Source organism: Rubrivivax gelatinosus IL144, from assembly GCF_000284255.1.
GTDB classification, from domain to species: domain Bacteria; phylum Pseudomonadota; class Gammaproteobacteria; order Burkholderiales; family Burkholderiaceae_C; genus Rubrivivax; species Rubrivivax gelatinosus_A.
Map to the genome: position 1 here is coordinate 1,815,076 of NC_017075.1, position 17,704 is coordinate 1,832,779.

Annotated in this window: 13 protein-coding genes; 5 read left to right on the forward strand and 8 right to left on the reverse strand. The window is 70.4% G+C overall.

The genetic code is table 11. The annotated features are described in order from the left end of the window. Positions 1-82 precede the first annotated feature (82 nt). The 5 genes from RGE_RS08620 to RGE_RS08640 all read left to right on the forward strand — a co-directional run bounded on the left by RGE_RS08620 (position 83) and on the right by RGE_RS08640 (position 4,742). Positions 83-1,567, forward strand: coding sequence for a bifunctional enoyl-CoA hydratase/phosphate acetyltransferase (locus tag RGE_RS08620; RefSeq protein WP_014427956.1), 1,485 nt, complete (start codon positions 83-85; stop codon positions 1,565-1,567). Between the two features lie 7 nt (positions 1,568-1,574). Continuing rightward, positions 1,575-2,837: an acetate/propionate family kinase gene (locus RGE_RS08625; protein WP_014427957.1), complete on the forward strand. Its 1,263-nt coding sequence runs from the start codon at positions 1,575-1,577 to the stop codon at positions 2,835-2,837. Then, positions 2,804-3,739 (forward strand): formate/nitrite transporter family protein, encoded by a 936-nt coding sequence (locus tag RGE_RS08630; RefSeq protein WP_014427958.1) that lies wholly within the window; start codon positions 2,804-2,806, stop codon positions 3,737-3,739. Before RGE_RS08625 ends, RGE_RS08630 begins: the two co-directional genes overlap by 34 nt. A 12-nt stretch (positions 3,740-3,751) precedes the next feature. Beyond that, positions 3,752-4,084 (forward strand): hypothetical protein, encoded by a 333-nt coding sequence (locus tag RGE_RS08635; protein ID WP_014427959.1) that lies wholly within the window; start codon positions 3,752-3,754, stop codon positions 4,082-4,084. A 262-nt stretch (positions 4,085-4,346) separates the two neighbouring features. Next, entirely contained in the window at positions 4,347-4,742 is a 396-nt protein-coding gene (locus RGE_RS08640; protein ID WP_014427960.1) for a YidB family protein, read from the forward strand. On the opposite strand, the gene btsR is transcribed toward RGE_RS08640, so the two are convergent. The 8 genes from btsR to RGE_RS23985 form a co-directional block, all read right to left on the reverse strand. After that, the gene (gene btsR / locus RGE_RS08645; RefSeq protein ID WP_014427961.1) at positions 4,743-5,456 is read right to left on the reverse strand and encodes a two-component system response regulator BtsR; all 714 of its coding nucleotides are present in this window, start codon (positions 5,454-5,456) and stop codon (positions 4,743-4,745) included. A 14-nt stretch (positions 5,457-5,470) separates the two neighbouring features. Further along, complete coding sequence (locus RGE_RS08650; RefSeq protein ID WP_043783922.1) at positions 5,471-7,168, reverse strand: sensor histidine kinase; 1,698 nt, start codon at positions 7,166-7,168, stop codon at positions 5,471-5,473. A 143-nt stretch (positions 7,169-7,311) separates the two neighbouring features. After that, a complete protein-coding gene (locus tag RGE_RS08655; protein ID WP_232504996.1) occupies positions 7,312-9,450 on the reverse strand; it encodes a putative bifunctional diguanylate cyclase/phosphodiesterase in 2,139 nt (712 codons plus the stop codon). 159 nt (positions 9,451-9,609) lie between these two features. After that, the gene (locus RGE_RS08660) at positions 9,610-11,385 is read right to left on the reverse strand and encodes a methyl-accepting chemotaxis protein (protein ID WP_014427964.1); all 1,776 of its coding nucleotides are present in this window, start codon (positions 11,383-11,385) and stop codon (positions 9,610-9,612) included. A 168-nt stretch (positions 11,386-11,553) separates the two neighbouring features. Beyond that, positions 11,554-13,125 carry a methyl-accepting chemotaxis protein gene (locus tag RGE_RS08665; protein WP_014427965.1) on the reverse strand — a complete coding sequence of 524 codons (1,572 nt, stop codon included), beginning with the start codon at positions 13,123-13,125 and terminating at the stop codon, positions 11,554-11,556. Positions 13,126-13,387: 262 nt separating this feature from the next. Continuing rightward, a complete protein-coding gene (locus RGE_RS08670) occupies positions 13,388-15,196 on the reverse strand; it encodes a methyl-accepting chemotaxis protein (RefSeq protein ID WP_014427966.1) in 1,809 nt (602 codons plus the stop codon). A 155-nt stretch (positions 15,197-15,351) separates the two neighbouring features. Beyond that, a complete protein-coding gene (locus RGE_RS08675; protein ID WP_014427967.1) occupies positions 15,352-17,061 on the reverse strand; it encodes a methyl-accepting chemotaxis protein in 1,710 nt (569 codons plus the stop codon). Positions 17,062-17,330: 269 nt separating this feature from the next. After that, positions 17,331-17,636, reverse strand: a complete 306-nt coding sequence (locus RGE_RS23985; RefSeq protein ID WP_014427968.1) for a copper chaperone PCu(A)C — start codon at positions 17,634-17,636, stop codon at positions 17,331-17,333. Positions 17,637-17,704 lie beyond the last annotated feature (68 nt).

The following is a 17,704-nucleotide window of genomic DNA, read 5'->3' on the forward strand; positions in this document are numbered from 1 at the left end:
ACCCCCCGACCGAGACACCGGGCAACACCCCGGTCGGGCCTCCTATTGCCTGCGAACTGCCCGCGACACCGCACAGACCGCCATGCTGACCGAAACCCGCCCCACCGCCGCGCTGCACGACGGCGCCCGTTTCCCGGCCGCCACCTCGACGTCGCGGCCGCCCGTGATCGACGCCGACGAAGACGTCAGCGAGAACCTGCCCTACGACGAGATCCTCGTCGGCCAGTCGGCCGTGCGAACGCGCGAGCTGACGATGGACGACGTGCGGCTGTTCGCCACGGTCTCGGAGAACCGCAACCCGGTGCACCTGGACCCGCGTTTCGCGGCCGGCACCGGCCACGGCAAGGTCATCGCGCACGGCATGTGGACCGGGGCGCTGGTCTCGGGCCTGATCGGCTCGCGCCTGCCGGGCCCGGGCACGGTCTACCTGAGCCAGGACCTGCACTTTCTGCACACGATCAGCGTCGGCGACCGCATCACCGCGACGGTGACGGTGGTCGAGAAACGCGAAGCCGACCGCGTCGTCGTGCTCGACTGCGGCTGCGTCAACCAGGACGGCATCCTGGTGGCCGGCGGCGTCGCCGAGGTCGTGGCCCCGCTGACCAAGGTGCAGACCGCGCCGGTCGAGCTGCCCGAAGTGCAGCTGATCGGCCACCACCAGCACGACGCGCTGCTGAAGAAGTGCGAGCGCCTGGCGCCGGTGCCCACGGCCGTCGCCTATCCCTGCAACGAACCCGCGCTGCGTGCTGCCATCGACGCCGCCGAGGCCGGGCTGATCGCCCCGGTGCTGGTCGGCCCGGCGCGGCAGATGAAGGCCATCGCCGCCGAACACGGGCTGGACATCTCGGCCTGCCGCATCGTCGACGTCGAGCTGCCCAAGGACGCCGCCGAAACCGCCGCCCGCCTGGCGCGCGACGGCGAGGTCGGCGCGCTGATGAAGGGTTCGCTGCACACCGACGAGCTGATGGCCGCCGTCGTGCGCAAGGAGAACGCGCTGCGCACCGCGGCGCGCATCAGCCACGTCTTCGTGATGCACGTGCCGACCTACGAGCGCACGCTGCTGATCACCGACGCGGCGATCAACATCTCGCCGACGCTGGACGACAAGGTCCACATCATCCAGAACGCGATCCACCTCGCGCAGGCGCTGGGCATCAAGAAGCCCAACGTCGCGATCCTGTCGGCGGTCGAGAACGTCAACCCGAAGATCCCGTCGACGATCGAAGCCGCGGTGCTGTGCAAGATGGCCGACCGCGGCCAGATTACCGGCGGCGTGCTCGACGGCCCGCTGGCCTTCGACAACGCGATCTCGGTCGAGGCCGCGCGCACCAAGGGCATCGACTCGCCGGTGGCCGGCAAGGCCGACATCCTGCTGGTGCCCGATCTCGTGGCCGGCAACATGCTCGCCAAGCAGCTCAGCTTCCTGGCCAACGCCGACGCCGCCGGCATCGTGCTCGGCGCCAAGGTGCCGGTGATCCTGACCAGCCGCGCCGACAACCAGCGTTCGCGCCTGGCGTCCTGCGCCATCGCCGCGCTGCTGGCCGACGCCCGGCGCGCCACCGAGTGAGGCCGCGATGAGCCGATACGAATCCTGCCTCGTGCTCAACGCGGGCTCGTCGAGCCTGAAGTTCTCGGTGCTGCGCCGCGTCGAGGCCACCGACGACCTGCAGCAGGTGCTGTCCGGCCAGATCGCCGGCATCGGCACCGACGCGACTTTCGAAGCCAAGGACGCCAACCGCCGCGTCGTCGCCCAGCGTCGCTGGAACGCCGAGGACTCGCAGCGCCGCGGCGCGCTGCTCGAGTACCTGCTCGCCTGGCTGGGCCAGGCGCTGCCCGAGGACCGCATCGTCGCCGCCGGCCACCGCGTCGTTCACGGCGGCCGCGCCTTCAGCCGCCCGGTGCGCGTGACGCCGGCGGTGCTGTCGGCCCTCGAGGCCCTGGTGCCGCTGGCGCCGCTGCACCAGCCGCACAACCTGGCGCCGATGCGCGCGCTGGCCGCCAGCCACCCGGATCTGCCGCAGATCGCCTGCTTCGACACCGCCTTCCACGCCGACCTGCCCTGGGTCGCCAGCAGCTACGCGCTGCCGCAGGAACTGGCCGACGAGGGCGTGCAGCGCTACGGCTTCCACGGCCTGTCCTACGAGTACGTCTCGCAGCACCTGGCGGCGCTGCGGCCGGAGCTGGCCAACCAGCGCATCGTCATCTGCCACCTGGGCAACGGCTCCAGCCTGGCGGCGGTGCACGCCGGCCGCGGCGTCGACACGACGATGGGTTTCACCGCGCTGGACGGTGTGCCGATGGGCACGCGCTGCGGCGCGATCGACCCCGGCGTGCTGCTGTACCTGATGCGCGAGAAGGGCATGGGCGCGGCCGAGCTCGAGGACCTGCTGTACCGGCGTTCGGGCCTGCTCGGCGTCTCGGGCCTGTCCAACGACATGCGCGCGCTGCAGGAGTCCAGCGACCCGGCGGCGCAGCGCGCCGTCGAGCTGTTCTGCTTCCGCGTCGCCAAGGAAGTGGCGGCGCTGGCCGGCTCGATGGGCGGCATCGACGCGCTGGTGTTCACCGCCGGCATCGGCGAGAACTCGCCGGGCGTGCGCGCCGCGGTCTGCGAGCGCCTGCGCTGGATGGGCGTGGCGATCGACGACTACGCCAACAGCCGCCGGGCGCTGGAGATCTCGGCCGACGACTCGATCCTGCCGGTGTTCGTGCTGCCGACGAACGAAGAAAAGATGATCGCGCTGCATACGCTGGCCGTGCTGGCCGCGGGCGCGCCGCACGGCCGTGAGGCCGACGAAGGACTGACATGCTCGACCGCACGAACCCCCGCTACCTGCTGAACGAGGAAGAGCCGTCGCCGGCCTATGGCGCGGCCGCGCCGCGTTCGCTGTTCGACCCGCTGGCGCCCGCCGCGGTGGCCTGCGCCGCCGAGGAGATGGGCGTCAAGAAGGCCAAGGCCTCGGCCGCCCAGCAGTTCGGCCTGGCCGTGCTCGGCGGCGCCTTCGTCGCGCTGGGCGCGATGTTCGCCACCATCGCCATCGCCGGTGCCGACCATGTGCTGCCTTGGGGGCTGATGCGCCTGCTGATGGGCGCGGCGTTCTCGATGGGGCTGATGCTGGTCGTCGTCGCCGGCGCCCAGCTCTTCACCAGCGACGCGCTGATGGTCATGGCCTGGGCCAGCGGCCGGCTGGACACGCGGCGCATGCTGCGCGTCTGGACCATCGTCTGGTTCGGCAACCTCGTCGGTGCGCTGGGCACCGCGATCATCGTCTTCCTCGGCGGCCAGTACGGTTTCGGTCACGGCGAGGTCGGCGCCAGCGCGCTGTACCTGGCCGCCAGCAAGGCCAGCCTGCCGCCGTTCAAGGCCTTCTCGCTGGCCATCCTGTGCAACGTGCTGGTGTGCCTGGCGACCTGGCTGTCGCTGGCCGCACGCAGCGTGACCGACAAGATCGTCGCGATGTTCCTGCCGATCACGGCCTTCGTGGCCGCCGGCTTCGAGCACTGCGTGGCCAACATGTACTTCGTGCCTTACGGCCTGATGGTGCGCTGGTTCGCGCCGGCCGCCTTCTGGGGCGAGCCCGCGGCGCAGGCCAAGGCGGCCACCGAGATCCCGGTGGCGCAGTACCTCGTCAACCTCGGCGTCGTGACGCTGGGCAACTGGGTCGGCGGCGCGCTGCTCGTCGCCGGCGCCTACTGGTGGCTGTTCCGCCGCGGCGCACGCGCCGCGGCCAAGGCCGCCTGATCGGAGCACACGATGTCCGGATTCATCGACTACACGGCGACGGCGCGCGAGACCGAACGGGCGCTGCTGCGCGCCGGCCTGGCGCTGGGCGTGGACTGGGACGACGCCGTCGCGGTGCAGGCGCTGGTGCGCGAGACGCTGGACCGCCGCCAGGGCATGCGCCGCGCCGCGGCGCGCGTGCCGCACGGGCCCGAGCGCCAGCGCCTGAATCTGTGCGCGTTGGTCGTGCTGCGCCGGCGCATCGAGGTCGAGTACGACCTCGCCGGCCGCTGCGATGCCGGCCCCGCCTGGCGCGCGATCTCGTCGGCGCTGGACCGCGAACTCGACGGCCGGCTGGCCGGCTGAAGGCCCGCGCCGTGGCCGCCGCGAGACGCCGGCCGGATTTTCCGGCGAACGGTCGCGAGGCGGCGCCGAACGGCGCCCCGGCGACCGTCAGCGGCATTTTCCCGGGGTTTCTTGCGGCGATTTTCCGGGGTTTCCCGGCGGGCGCCCGCGGAATGTGCTGGACGATATCCCGGCGAGGGATTATGTTGGACTCAGAAGATTCTCCGGCGGGACACCGGGGGCGAAACCAGTCGAGGTTGTGATGTGCTGTGAATTCGAAGAAATGGCGATCGGGCTCGCGCGCAAGGCGCGGCGTTGCGGCGGCGAGAACAGCAAGCTCGTGCAGTCGCTGATGCGCCTGCTGCGCCAGCACGACGGCGGCCTCACGGCGCTGGCGGCGCGTTTCGACGCCGAAGGCTGCGGCGAGGCGATGCGCGGCTGGATCACCCACGGTGCCGACAACACGATGGACGGCAAGACGATGCGCCGCGCGCTCGGCGAGCGCCTGTACGACAAGCTGGTGCGCCGCCTGGACCTGGACCCGGTCGACGCCGCCCAGGTGCTGGCCGAGATCGTGCCGATGGCCGTGAACCGCCTGACGCCCGACGGCCGCATCGACGTCGAGCCGGAGCGCGCCGGCGTGCAGGGCTGGTTCGCGCGCGTCGTCGGCGCGGTCTGATCAGGCGAAGCCCAGCTTCTCCTTCAGCTCGCCGAGCAGGCGGCGGCTGACCGGCACGCGCCGGTCGCCGTGGGTCACGATCTCGGCGCCGCCGAGCTCCTGGAACACGATCTCTCGGATCTGTTCCGGGTTGACCAGGTACTGGCGGTGGCAGCGCAGCATCGGCGTGCGCTCCTCCAGCGTGCGCAGCGTCAGCTCGGTGAAGTGCTCGACGCCGTCGGTCGTCACCAGGAACACGCCGGTGCCGGTGGAGTTGGCGTACTCGACCTGTTCCACCTTGACGAGCTGCACGCGCTGGTGCCCCGGGCAGGGGATCTGGCGCAGCGGCGTCGCCAGCTTGGCCAGGTCGGCCACCGGCGCCGAGTCGCGGCGCAGGCGCTGCAGCGTGACGTCCAGCCGTGCCGGGTCCACGGGTTTGAGCAGGTAGTCGTAGGCGTCCTGCTCGAACGCCTTCAGCGCGTACTCGCTGTACGCGGTGAGGAAGACGACGCGCGGCATCTCCTCCGGGTCGAGCATGCCCAGCAGCTCCAGGCCGCTGATCTGCGGCATGTTGATGTCGAGGAAGACGACGTCGGGGTGCAGGTGGTTGATCGCCGACAGCGCCTCGACGGCGTTGGCGCACTGGCCGACGATGTTCACGTCGGCCACCCGGGACAGCAGGCGCGCGATCTCCTCGCGCGCCGGGGTTTCGTCGTCGACGATCAGGACGTTCATCGCTCGCTCGCAGGTCAGAGTTCGCTGGGGGAGAAGGGCAGGCGCAGGGTCACGCGCGTCATGACCTCGGGCTCGCACTCGATGTCCATGCCGTAGCCGGCACCGTAGCGGTTGGCGATGCGGCGGCGCACCAGGTTGACGCCCAGGCCGTCGTTGCCCTCGGCCGGGGGTTTGTACAGGCCGGCATTGTCTTCGACGCACAGCAGCAGGTCGTTGCCGTCCTGGCGCGCCGAGATCCTGACCCGGCCGATGCCCAGCAGCTGCGAGGTGCCGTGCTTGATCGCGTTCTCGACCACCGGCTGCAGCGAGAAGGCCGGCAGGCGCACGTGCTGCAGCCGGTCGGGCACGTCGAACTCCACCTGCAGCCGGTCGCCGAAACGCGCCTGCTCGATCTCGAGATAGGACGAGACGTGGGCCAGCTCCTCGATCAGCCGCGCGTCCTCGCTGGGGCGCTTGAGGTTGCTGCGGAAGAAGGTCGACAGGCTGAAGACCAGCGTGCAGGCGCGCTCCGGGTCGCGGCGGATCACCGAGATCAGCGTGTTCAGCGCGTTGAACAGGAAGTGCGGGTTGATCTGGGCCTGCAGCAGCTTGATCTCCGACTGCTGCAGCATCTCGCGCTGGCGCAGGTAGCGCCCGGCGAGGATCTGGTTGGACAGCAGCCGGCCGATGCCTTCGCCCAGCGTGCGGTTGATGTTGGAGAACAGCCGGCTGCGCGGCTCGTAGAGCTTGATCGTGCCGATGACCTGGTTCTCCTCGTCGGTCAGCGGGATGATCAGGCACGAGGCCAGCGAGCACTTGGGGGGGATCGAGCAGCGGTAGGGCACCTCGTTGCCGTCGGCGTAGACGACCTCGTTGCGCTCGATCGCCTGCAGCGTCAGCGCCGACTCGATGACCGTGCCCGGCAGGTGGTGGTCGGCGCCGATGCCGGTGAAGGCGACGAGCTGGCGCGTGTCGGTCATCGCCACCGCGCCGACGCCGCTCTCCTCCTGGATGACCTTGACCAGCCGCGCGGCGCGCGCCGAGGCGTCGGGGTCGAAGCCCTCGCGCAGCAGGCCTTCGACGCGCGCGGCGATCGCCAGCGCCTTGGTCGAGAACACCGTCGACTGGCGCTCGAAGAGCTTGCGCCGGTCGACGAGGATGCGCATGAACATGCCCGCGCCCAGCGTGTTGGCCACGCCCATCGGGATCGCGATCTGCTCGACGAGGTGCCAGTTCGCCGGGGCCTTGAGCATCAGCAGCAGGATCGCCATCTCGACGACGATGGCCACCAGCGTCACCAGCGCCACCGGCACCGGACGGAAGACGGTGGCCGCCTTGCCGCGGCCGATCATGTAGCGGTGGTAGCCGCCGCCGATCAGGCCGCCGACGACGGTGGCGATGGCGCAGGGCAGGGCCGAGCTGCCGCCCAGCGAGTAGCGGTGCAGGCCGCCGGTCAGGCCCACGGCCAGGCCGACGACCGGGCCGCCGAGCACGCCGCCGAGCACCGAGCCGATGGTGCGCGTGTGCGCGATCGAGTCGTCGATGTGCAGCCCGAGGTAGGTGCCCATGATGCAGAACAGCGAGCAGACGACGTAGCAGGCCGTGCGCTGCGGCAGCCGGATCGTCACGTGCATCAGCGGAATGAATATCCGAGTGCCGGCCAGGAGATAGGCCACGACGAGATAGACGCAGGTTTGCTGCAGTAAGGTGAGGCTCAGCGCAACAGGATTCATGAATATCGGCCTCAGCCTCTGGAAACCGCCGTCGGGGCAGCGTGACAAGCCTCAGTTTGGCAGCCGCGGGGATTCCCGGCAACCATCTCCGGGTGCCGCCGGAAAAACTCGCCGGTGTTTGCTGAAACTCGCCGCCGCGGCCTTCAGGCCGGCGGTGGGCGGCGATCGAGCATCAGCGCCAGGAACGCCTCGGCGGTCATCGCGCGGCCGTACAGCCAGCCCTGGGCCGACTCGCAGCCGGCGGCCAGCAGCGCCTCGCGCTGCGCCGGCGTCTCCACGCCTTCGGCCACGGTGTGCATGCGCAGCGTGCGCGCCAGATTGACGATGGCCGCGACGACGCTGTTCTCGCTCACCCCGCTGGTGATGTTGGCGACCAGCGAACGGTCGATCTTCAGCGTGCCGGCCTGGAACAGGCTCAGGTGCGTGAACGAGGTGTAGCCGGCGCCGAAGTCGTCCAGCGCGATGCGCAGCCCCATCGCGCGCAGCCGCGCGACCTGGCGCGCCGAGCCTTCCGGGTCGTCCCAGGCCATGGTCTCGGTGAGCTCCAGCTCCAGCCAGGCCGGTTCGATGCCGTGGCGGCGCAGCAGCTCGCCCACCAGGTCGGCCAGCCCGGGCTGGCGCAGCTGCACCGCCGAGAGGTTGACCGCCATGCGCAGCGGCGGCAGGCCGGCATCGAGCCAGGCGCGCAGCTGGCGCAGCGCGGTGTCCAGCACCCAGCGGCCGATGACCGCGATCTGGCCGCTGGACTCGGCCAGCGGCACGAACTCCGCCGGGCCGATCCAGCCCAGCTCGGGGTGGTTCCAGCGCAGCAGCGCCTCGACGCCGACGACGTGGCCGTCGGCCACCGTGCACTGCGGCTGGTAGTGCAGCTGCATCTCGCCGCGGTCCAGCGCCCGCCGCAGCGCGTTCTCGACACGCAGCGTGCGCGCCATCTGCGCCTGCATCTCGGCGGTGTAGAAGCTGAAGGTCGCGCGGCCCGACATCTTGGCGCGGTACATCGCCGCGTCGGCGAAGGCGAACAGCGTGTCGAAGTCGGCGGCATCGGTCGGGAAGACCGCCACGCCGATCGACGGCGTCACCGTCAGCTCGTGGCCTTCGACCTGCAGCGGCTCCTGCACGATCTGCAGCAGCTTCTGCGCGACGTGCGTCGCGCCCGCGGCGTCGGTGGCGGGCAGCACGAGCACGAACTCGTCGCCGCCGACACGCGCCAGCGTGTCCTGGTCGCGCAGCACCGGGCGCATGCGCTGCGCCAGCGCGACCAGCAGCCGGTCGCCCACCGGGTGGCCCAGCGTGTCGTTGACGTTCTTGAAGTGGTCCAGGTCCAGGAACATCAGCGCCACCGGCTCGCCGTGGCGCACCGCGATCTGCAGCGCCTGCGAGGCGCGCTCGTGCAGCAGCGCGCGGTTGGGCAGGCCGGTCAGCGGGTCGTAGTACGCCAGGCGGCGCACGTTCTCCTCGGCGTGCTTGCGTTCGGTGATGTCGCTGAACGAGGCGACGTAGTTCACCGTCTGGCCGGCGTCGTCGACGACGCGGCCCACCGACAGCCATTCGGGGTAGACCGAGCCGTCCTTGCGGCGGTTCCAGATCTCGCCTTCCCAGCGCCCGCGGGTCTGCAGCTCGTGCCAGAAGCGCTGGTAGAAGTTCTCGTCGTGCAGCCCCGACTTCAGCAGCCGCGGGTTCTGCCCCACGGCCTCGTGCTCGGCGTAGCCGGTGATGCGCGTGAACGCGTTGTTGACGGCGACGAAGCGGCCGTTGAGGTCGGCGATGGCCAGCGCCTCGTTGCTCTGCTCGAACACGCGCGCGGCCAGCGACAGCTTGTTCATCGCGTCGCGGCGTGCCGTGACGTCGCGCTGCACGCCGACGAACTGCGTGATGACGCCGTCGTCGTCGCGCACCGGGACGATCTTCAGCTCGTTCCAGAACGGCGTGCCGTCCTTGCGGTAGTTCAGCAGCTCGCCGTGGAAGGGCTCGCCGCGGTCCAGCGCCTCGCGCATCGCCTGCACGGTCTCGGCCGAGGTCGCGGCGCCCTGCAGCAGGGCGCAGGAGTTGCCGAGCATCTCCTCGGCGGTGTAGCCGGTCAGCTCGACGAAGGCGGCGTTGACGTAGGTCGTGCGCCGGTTGGCGTCGGTGATCAGGACACCCTGGGAGATGGCGTCGAGCGCGTTCTGGTGCAGGCGCAGCAGCCGCAGCACGGCAGCATGCACCGCCTGCAACTCGGTCTCGGCGCCGATGTGGCGGCCGGTCTCGTCCATGCCCGGTCGGGCGTGGTGGGGGGAAGGCACCGAAACAGTCTTTCGATTCGTGACGACGGCGGCGGCCCGTGACGCCGCCCGAAGCCTGGATTCTGGATCGCCCACCCGATGGCCGGTTCGTTGAATCGATGAAAACGTGAGTTGCTGCCGCGAATCAGCCGATTCACGGCAGCGTGGCTGCCGGCACGATCAGAAGCTCGTCCAGTCGTCTTCGCCGGCCGGCACCGCGACCCGGGCCGGGCGCTGACGCGGCGCCGGCTCGGCGGGGGAGGCCGCCGGCGCGGCGGGTGCAGTGCGGGCGGGCGGCACCGGCGCACGCGCGGCGGTCGCGCGTGGTGCCACGGCTGCCGGCGGTGTCGGCCTCGGCGTTTGCGCAGGCGTCGGTGTCGGCGTCGGCGTCGGTGCCGCGCCGGAGAGCTTGAACACGCCGACGAGCTCCGTCAGCCGCGCGGCCTGGATGCGCAGGCTCTCGGCGGCGGCGGCGCTTTCTTCGACCAGCGCGGCGTTCTGCTGCGTCACCTGGTCGAGCTGGCCGACGGCGTCGCCGACCTGGCTGATGCCCGAAGACTGCTCGACGGTCGCGTTGGTGATCTCGCCGATCAGCTGGCTGACGCGCTGGACCTCGGCGACGATGGCGGTCATCGATTCGCCCGCTTCGTCGACCTGGCGGGCGCCGGTCTCGACCTTCTCGACGCTGGCGCCGATCAGGCTCTTGATCTCCTTGGCCGCTTCGGCCGAACGACTGGCCAGCGTGCGCACCTCGCCGGCCACGACCGCGAAGCCGCGGCCCTGCTCGCCGGCACGCGCAGCCTCGACGGCGGCGTTGAGCGCCAGGATGTTGGTCTGGAAGGCGATGCCGTCGATCGTGCCGATGATCTCGGCGATGCGCTTGGAGGAGCTGCTGATCTCCTGCATCGTGTGCACGACGTTGCCGACCCTCTCGCCGCCACGCGCGGCAGCGGCCGCGGCCGACGACGCCATGCGGTTGGCTTCCTGCGCGGTCTCGGCGTTCTGCTTGACGGTGCTGGAGAGCTGCTCCATCGACGCGGCGGTCTGCTGCAGGTTGCTGGCCTGCTCCTCGGTGCGCTGGCTCAGGTCGGCGTTGCCGGTGGCGATCTGCGACGAGCCGGTGGCGATGCTGTCGCTGCTGGCGCGGACCTGGGCTACGATGCGGGCCAGGCTCTGCTGCATCGCGCCCAGCGATTCGAGCACGCTGTTGCGCGGTGCGCGTTCGACACCGTCGACCGGGCTCAGGTCGCCTTCGGCGACCCGCTGCGCGATGCGGCCGAGATCACCCGGTTCGGCGCCCAGAGCCGCCTTCAGACGGCGCACCATCAACCAGGTGACGCCCGCGCCGATGGCGGCCATCAGCGCCGCCAGACCGGCCAGGATCGTCGAGTCGGTGCCGGCACGGGCGACCGCCGTGCTGCCCAGTTCCCGTGCCAGCCGCTGCTGCATCGCCATCGAGTCGTCGACCGCCTGGAAGACGATGCGCTGCTTCTGCAGCGACTCGCCCATCAGCAGCGCGCCGGCGCCCTGCGCGTCGCCCTTGGCATCGAGCGCCAGGGCCTCGTCGACGAGGCGGTTGTATTCCGGCCGGGTGTCCTCGATCGTCTTCAGCAGCGCACGCCCTTCGGGCATCACGATCAGCTTGTCGAGCTCGGCCATCAGCTTGCCGCTGTCGGCGCGCATGGCGGCGATCTTCTCGCGCTCGGCCTTCTCGAAGGCCTCGTCGGCGACGATCACGATGTTGCGCGCGTAGCGCGCGACACCGTTCATGTTGTCCTTCAGGCGGGACAGCTTCTCCATCTTGACCATGCGGTCGGACGCGAGGGCGTCGATGTCGGCCGACAGGCCGCGCAGCTGCACCATGGCGTAGACGGCGATCGCGACACCGAGCATGGCGACGGCGCTGAATCCGACGACCAGCCGCATGCCGACCGTCATCTCTTTCTTCTCGGACATCCTGGACCTCCTGTTGTCCTCGGGCGGGCGCGACCACGACCGGCACGATCGAGTCACTGCTCTCCACGATGATCGGCGTCCGGGTCCGGGAACTTGAAAGCCGCCTCGGCGTTCGAGGCCCGCTTGAAACGTTCGGATACAGGTCGCTTCAAGCGCTCCGGTCGGAAGTCACGCGGCCGCGCCGGCGAGCCGGAAGACGCCGACGAGTTCGGTCAGCCGTGCGGCCTGCAGCCGCAGGCTCTCGGCGGCGGCGGCGCTTTCTTCGACCAGCGCGGCGTTCTGCTGCGTCACCTGGTCGAGCTGGCTGACGGCGTCGCCGACCTGGCCGATGCCCGAGGACTGCTCGACGGTGGCGGTGCTGATCTCGCCGATCAGCTGGCTGACGCGCTGGACCTCGGCGACGATGGCGGTCATCGACTCGCCGGCCGCGTCGACCTGGCGGGCGCCGGTCTCGACCTTCTCGACGCTGGCGCCGATCAGGCTCTTGATCTCCTTGGCCGCCTCGGCCGAGCGGCTGGCCAGCGTGCGCACCTCGCCGGCGACGACGGCGAAACCGCGGCCCTGTTCACCGGCCCGCGCGGCCTCGACGGCGGCATTGAGCGCCAGGATGTTGGTCTGGAAGGCGATGCCGTCGATGACCCCGATGATCTCGGCGATGCGCTTGGAGGAGCTGCTGATCTCCTGCATCGTGTGCACGACGTTGCCGACCATCTCGCCGCCTCGCGTGGCCGCGGCGGCGGCCGCGGACGCCATGCGATTCGCTTCCTGCGCGGTCTCGGCGTTCTGCTTGACGGTGCTGGAGAGCTGCTCCATCGAGGCCGCGGTCTGTTGCAGGTTGCTGGCCTGCTCCTCGGTGCGCTGGCTCAGGTCGGCGTTGCCGGTGGCGATCTCGGAGGAGCCGGTGGCGATGCTGTCGCTGCTGGCGCGCACCTGGCCGACGATGCGGTTCAGGCTGTCGTTCATCCGGCCCAGCGAGCGCATCAGGTCGGCGATCTCGTCGCGGCCCTGGGCTTCGATGCGGGCGCTGAGGTCGCCTTCGGCGACGGCGGCAGCCACCTCGACGGCGCGGCGCACCGGCCGCACGATCGAACGCGTGATCAGCAGGGCCGCGACGACGCCCAGCACCAGCGCGACCAGCGTCATCGCGCCCAGCGCCAGCTTGGCGGTCGACGAGGTGTTCGCGGCCGTCGTGGCCTGCTCCTGCGCCAGCTTGACGTTGTAGTCCCACCACTGCGTGATGGCCGTCTGCACTGCGTCGTATTTGGGCGCCGAGGTGGCGACCAGGTAACGCGTGGCTTCGGCGGCTTTGGCCGGGTCGGTGAGCGTCGCTCGTGACAGCGGCTGCAGCGTCGCCCAGGTGGCGAGGTAGTCGTCCATCGTTTTGCGGGCCTGGCTCAGCAGCTGACGGTCACGGTCGTCGGACACCAGTTCGTGCTCGTAGCGATCCAGTTGTTCGGCGATGAGCTTGCGCTGCTGCGCCATGCGGCTCTCCACCGCGTCCATGTCGGCGGCGCTGTTCAGCAGGACGTGGCGGTTCTCCATGCGGCGGATCTCGCCCAGCGCCAGCGCCACCGTGTGCTCGGCCTCGTACGAGGGCACGAGGTTCTCGGCGTAGTAGCTGGAGTTGTCGGCCAGCCGGGCCACCTGGACGGCCGCCACCCCCGCCATCGCGCACAGCAGCGCGAGCAGCAGGCCGAAGGCGAGCGCGAGCCGCTGGCCGATCTTGAGAGTGCTGAACATGGAAGTCATTTCGGGCTGCGCGGCGATCGGGCCGCAGGGGCTGAGGTGGCTCGTCGTCGCGGGTGGCACCGCCAGGCGTCGTCGAGGTCCGAGTTGTCTGTATTTGTATTAGAAATGATAGTTATGATTCCAGTGGCCGGCGTTTCGTGATGGCAGTCACGGCAGTGCGGCACCAGAACGAACGCCCGGCGCGGTGCAACTGCACCGGCCGGGCCTCACGGGGAGAAGGGCGCCGCCCGGTGACCCCGGGCGCGCGGATGCGTCAGAAGCTGGTCCAGTCGTCGGCGCCTGCGGGCGCCGGCACACGTTCGGCCGGCGCGGCGGCCGGCGCCGCCTTGCGGCGCGAAGCGGCAGGCACCACCGGCGGCGGCGTGCGCACCGGCGTCGCGCTGCGCGGGGCGGCGGTGGAGGTGGCGGTGGAGGCGGCCGAGGTCACGGCGGCGCTGCTCGCGTCGAGCCGGAAGACGCCGACGAGTTCGGTCAGCCGCGCCGCCTGCACGCGCAGGCTCTCGGCGGCGGCGGCGCTTTCTTCGACCAGCGCGGCGTTCTGCTGCGTGACCTGATCGAGCTGGCCGACGGCATCGCCGACCTGGCTGATGCCCGAAGACTGCTCGACGGTGGCGTTGGTGATCTCACCGATCAGCTGGCTGACACGCTTGACCTCGGCGACGATGGCGGTCATCGATTCGCCGGCTTCGTCGACCTGGCGGGCGCCGGTCTCGACCTTCTCGACGCTGGTGCCGATCAGGCTCTTGATCTCCTTGGCCGCTTCGGCCGAACGGCTGGCGAGGTTGCGCACCTCGCCGGCGACGACGGCGAAACCGCGGCCCTGTTCACCGGCACGCGCGGCCTCGACGGCGGCATTCAGCGCCAGGATGTTGGTCTGGAAGGCGATGCCGTCGATGACCCCGATGATCTCGGCGATGCGCTTGGACGAGTGGCTGATCTCCTGCATCGTGTGCACGACGTTGCCGACCATCTCGCCGCCTCGCGTGGCGGCGGCCGCGGCCGACGACGCCATGCGGTTGGCTTCCTGCGCGGTCTCGGCGTTCTGCTTGACGGTGCTGGAGAGCTGCTCCATCGAGGCCGCGGTCTGCTGCAGGTTGCTGGCCTGTTCTTCGGTGCGCTGGCTCAGGTCGGCGTTGCCGGTGGCGATCTGCGACGAGCCGGTGGCGATGCTGTCGCTGCTGGCGCGCACCTGGCCGACGATGCGGCAGAGGTTGTCGTTCATCTGGCCCAGCGAGCGCATCAGTTCGGCCATCTCGTCGCGGCCCTCGGCCTCGATGCGGCCGCTCAGATCGCCTTCGGCGACGGCGGCGGCGACTTCCACCGCACGGCGCACCGGCCGCACGATCGAGCGCGTGATCAGCACCGCCGCGGCGATGCCCAGCGCGAAGGCGGCCACCACCATCGCGATCAGCGCGATGCGGGCCTCGGAGTAGGTGCTCTTTGCCGTCTCGGCCTGCTGGTTGCTGAGCTTGAGGTTGTAGTCCCACCAGCGGCCGACGGCGGCGTGCGCGGCCTCGTAGGCCTTGGCCGAGGCGCCGGCGAGGTAGGCGGTGGCGTCTTTCTGCTTGCTCACGTCGCTGGCCGTCTTGCGCGACAGCGCCTGCAGCGTCTGCCAGCTCTCGAGGTAGGCAGCGACGGCCTTGCGCGTCTCGTTGAGCAGTTGCCGGTCCTGGTCGTCGGAGAGCAGCGACTTCTCGTACAGGTCGATCTGGGCGAGCACGGTCTTCTGGCGCTCGGCGATCAGGCCTTCCATCTTGTCCATCTCGCCCGTCTCTTCGGCGAGGATGTGGCGCGCCTCGAAGCGGCGTGCATCGCCCAGCGCCAGCGCGATCGTGTGCTGGGCCTCGTAGGACGGCACCAGGTTCACCGCGTAATAGGTGGAGTTGTCCGCCAGACGCGACATCTGGAACGCGGCCAGTGCGGCCATCGCGCCGAGCAGCGCCAGCAGGAGTCCGAAGGCGAGCGACAGCCGCTGGCCGATCTTGAGTGAGCTGAGCATGGTGATGGTCTCGTCGTGGGTGGGCACAGCGTGCGTCATGCGCCAGGGCAGGCTCTGGCGCATTCGCCCGTCTCCGGGGGGGCGGCCCGGTGTGGGTCTTGTCGTGTCGATCAGATCTTTCTGGTCATCGGCACGTCGTCCATCCAATTGATGAGGGAAGACCCGTCGATCGTGAACGGCGTCATGCCCGGCCCCGGCTTGGGGGGCCAGACCCTGGATCAGAAGCTGGTCCAGTCGTCGGCCCCGGCCGGCGCCGGGATCCGCTCGGCCGGCACGGCGGCCGGCGCTGCCTTGCGACGCGAGGCCGCGGACACCACCGGCGGCGGCGTGCGCGGCGGAGCCGCGGGGCGCGGCGCGGCGACGGCGGTGGCCGCTGCGGCGCTGGCGGCTTCCAGCTTGAAGACGCCGACCAGTTCGGTCAGTCGCGCGGCCTGGATGCGCAGACTCTCGGCGGCGGCGGCGCTTTCTTCGACCAGCGCGGCGTTCTGCTGCGTCACCTGGTCGAGCTGGCCGACGGCGTCGCCGACCTGGCTGATGCCCGAGGACTGCTCGACGGTGGCGTTGGTGATCTCGCCGATCAGCTGGCTGACGCGCTGCACCTGCGACACGATGTGCGTCATCGATTCGCCGGCCTCGTCGACCTGGCGCGTGCCGATCTCGACCTTCTCGACGCTGGCGCCGATCAGGCTCTTGATCTCCTTGGCCGCCTCGGCCGAACGGCTGGCCAGCGTGCGCACCTCGCCGGCCACCACCGCGAAGCCGCGGCCCTGCTCGCCGGCACGGGCGGCTTCCACCGCCGCGTTGAGCGCCAGGATGTTGGTCTGGAAGGCGATGCCGTCGATCGTGCCGATGATCTCGGCGATCTTGCGCGACGAGTGCGCGATGTCCTGCATCGTCGTGACCACCGTGCCGACCAGCGCCCCGCCTTGCGAGGCGGCGTCGGCGGCGGCGCCGGCCATGCGGTTGGCTTCCTGCGCCGTCTCGGCGTTCTGCTTGACGGTGCTGGAGAGCTGTTCCATCGACGCCGCGGTCTGCTGCAGGTTGCTGGCCTGCTCCTCGGTGCGCTGGCTCAGGTCGGCGTTGCCGGTGGCGATCTCGGAGGAGCCGGTGGCGATGCTGTCGCTGCTGGCGCGCACCTGGGTGACGATGCGTGTCAGGCTGTCCTGCATCGCGGCCAGCGACTCGAGCACGCTGTTGCGGGGCGCTTCGGCGGCACCAGCCACCGGGCTCAGGTCGCCCGAGGCCACGCGTTGGGCGATCTGCCCCAGTTCACCCGGCTCGGCGCCGAGCGAGCTGCGCAGGCTGCGCACCAGCGCCCAGGTGACGGCGGCGCCGATGACGGCCATCAGCACCGCCAGCGAGGCCAGCAGCAACGAACTGCGGCTCGAGGTCTCCAGGGCTGCCTGGGCGACCTCCTTGGCCTTGGACTGCTGCAGGCGCGTCGATGCATCCACCGCCTTGAACAGGATGCGCTGCTTCTCCAGCACCGGGCCCATCAATAGCTTGCCGGCGGCGTCGCTGTCGCCCTTGGCGTCCAGCGCCAGCGCCTCGTCGAGCAGGCCGTTGTAGACGGGCCGCGTCTCGCTGATCGTCTTCATCAGCGCCCGCCCCTCGGGCAGCACGACGATCTTGTCCAGTTCGTCCAGCAGCTTGGAGTTGTCGGCCCGGGCCTCGGCGATCTTCTTGCGTTCGCCGTCCTCGAAGGCCTTGTCGTTGCTGACGATGACGATGTTGCGCGCGTAGCGCGCGATCGCGTTCAGGTTGTCCTTGACCTGCGAAAACTTCTCGACCTTGACCATGCGGTCGCTGGCGACTTCGTCGATCTGCCCGGCCAGGCCGCGCAGCTGCACCGTCGCGACGACCGCGGCGATGACCCCGAGCATGGTGACCGCGGCGAAGCCCAGGGTCAGTTTGGTGGCGACCTTCATCGCCGGTTTCTGCAAGCTCACTCGATACCTCCGCAAGGCCACGCGCCGTCAGAAAGATGAGATCTGACGGCTGGAACGATTCCAGAAGTATCCTGTTAAAAATGGTAAAAATGAACCGGTGGCGACGATCGCTTATGTGATTTCGCTCACGGCGGGATGCAGGCATCGCCGCTGCGAGAGCTGTCCTGCGGCCGCACCGAGGCCCGGTGCCGGCCCCGGGCTTCAATGCCGATGGCGGTCCGGATCGCGCGGCGTCTGCACCCTGACCTTCACCTCGACGCTGCGGCGTGCTCGAAACGCAGCGTCAGCGGGAAGCGCTCGCCGTCGCGCAGCGGCGCCGACAGGCCGAACAGCGGTCGGCTTCGTGGCCGCGGTTCGTGATCGCGCGGAAATAGACCGCGCCGGTCTTCAGCCCGGCGGCGTCGGCGTCGCGTAGGGGTGGTCGATCGCAAGGTCGCCGGCGTGTGCGCCGTGGGCCTGCGCGCGCTGGCGCCGATGGCGGCGAGTGCCAGGCAGAACTGGCGGCGGCCGAGGGACGACACGGGCCGCACGCGGTCGTCGAATCGCGTCTTCATGGAGTTCTCCTGCGTCGCCCGGCCACGCGCGGCGGCTCGGCGCGTGCGTGGCGGGCAGGGCGGGTCGC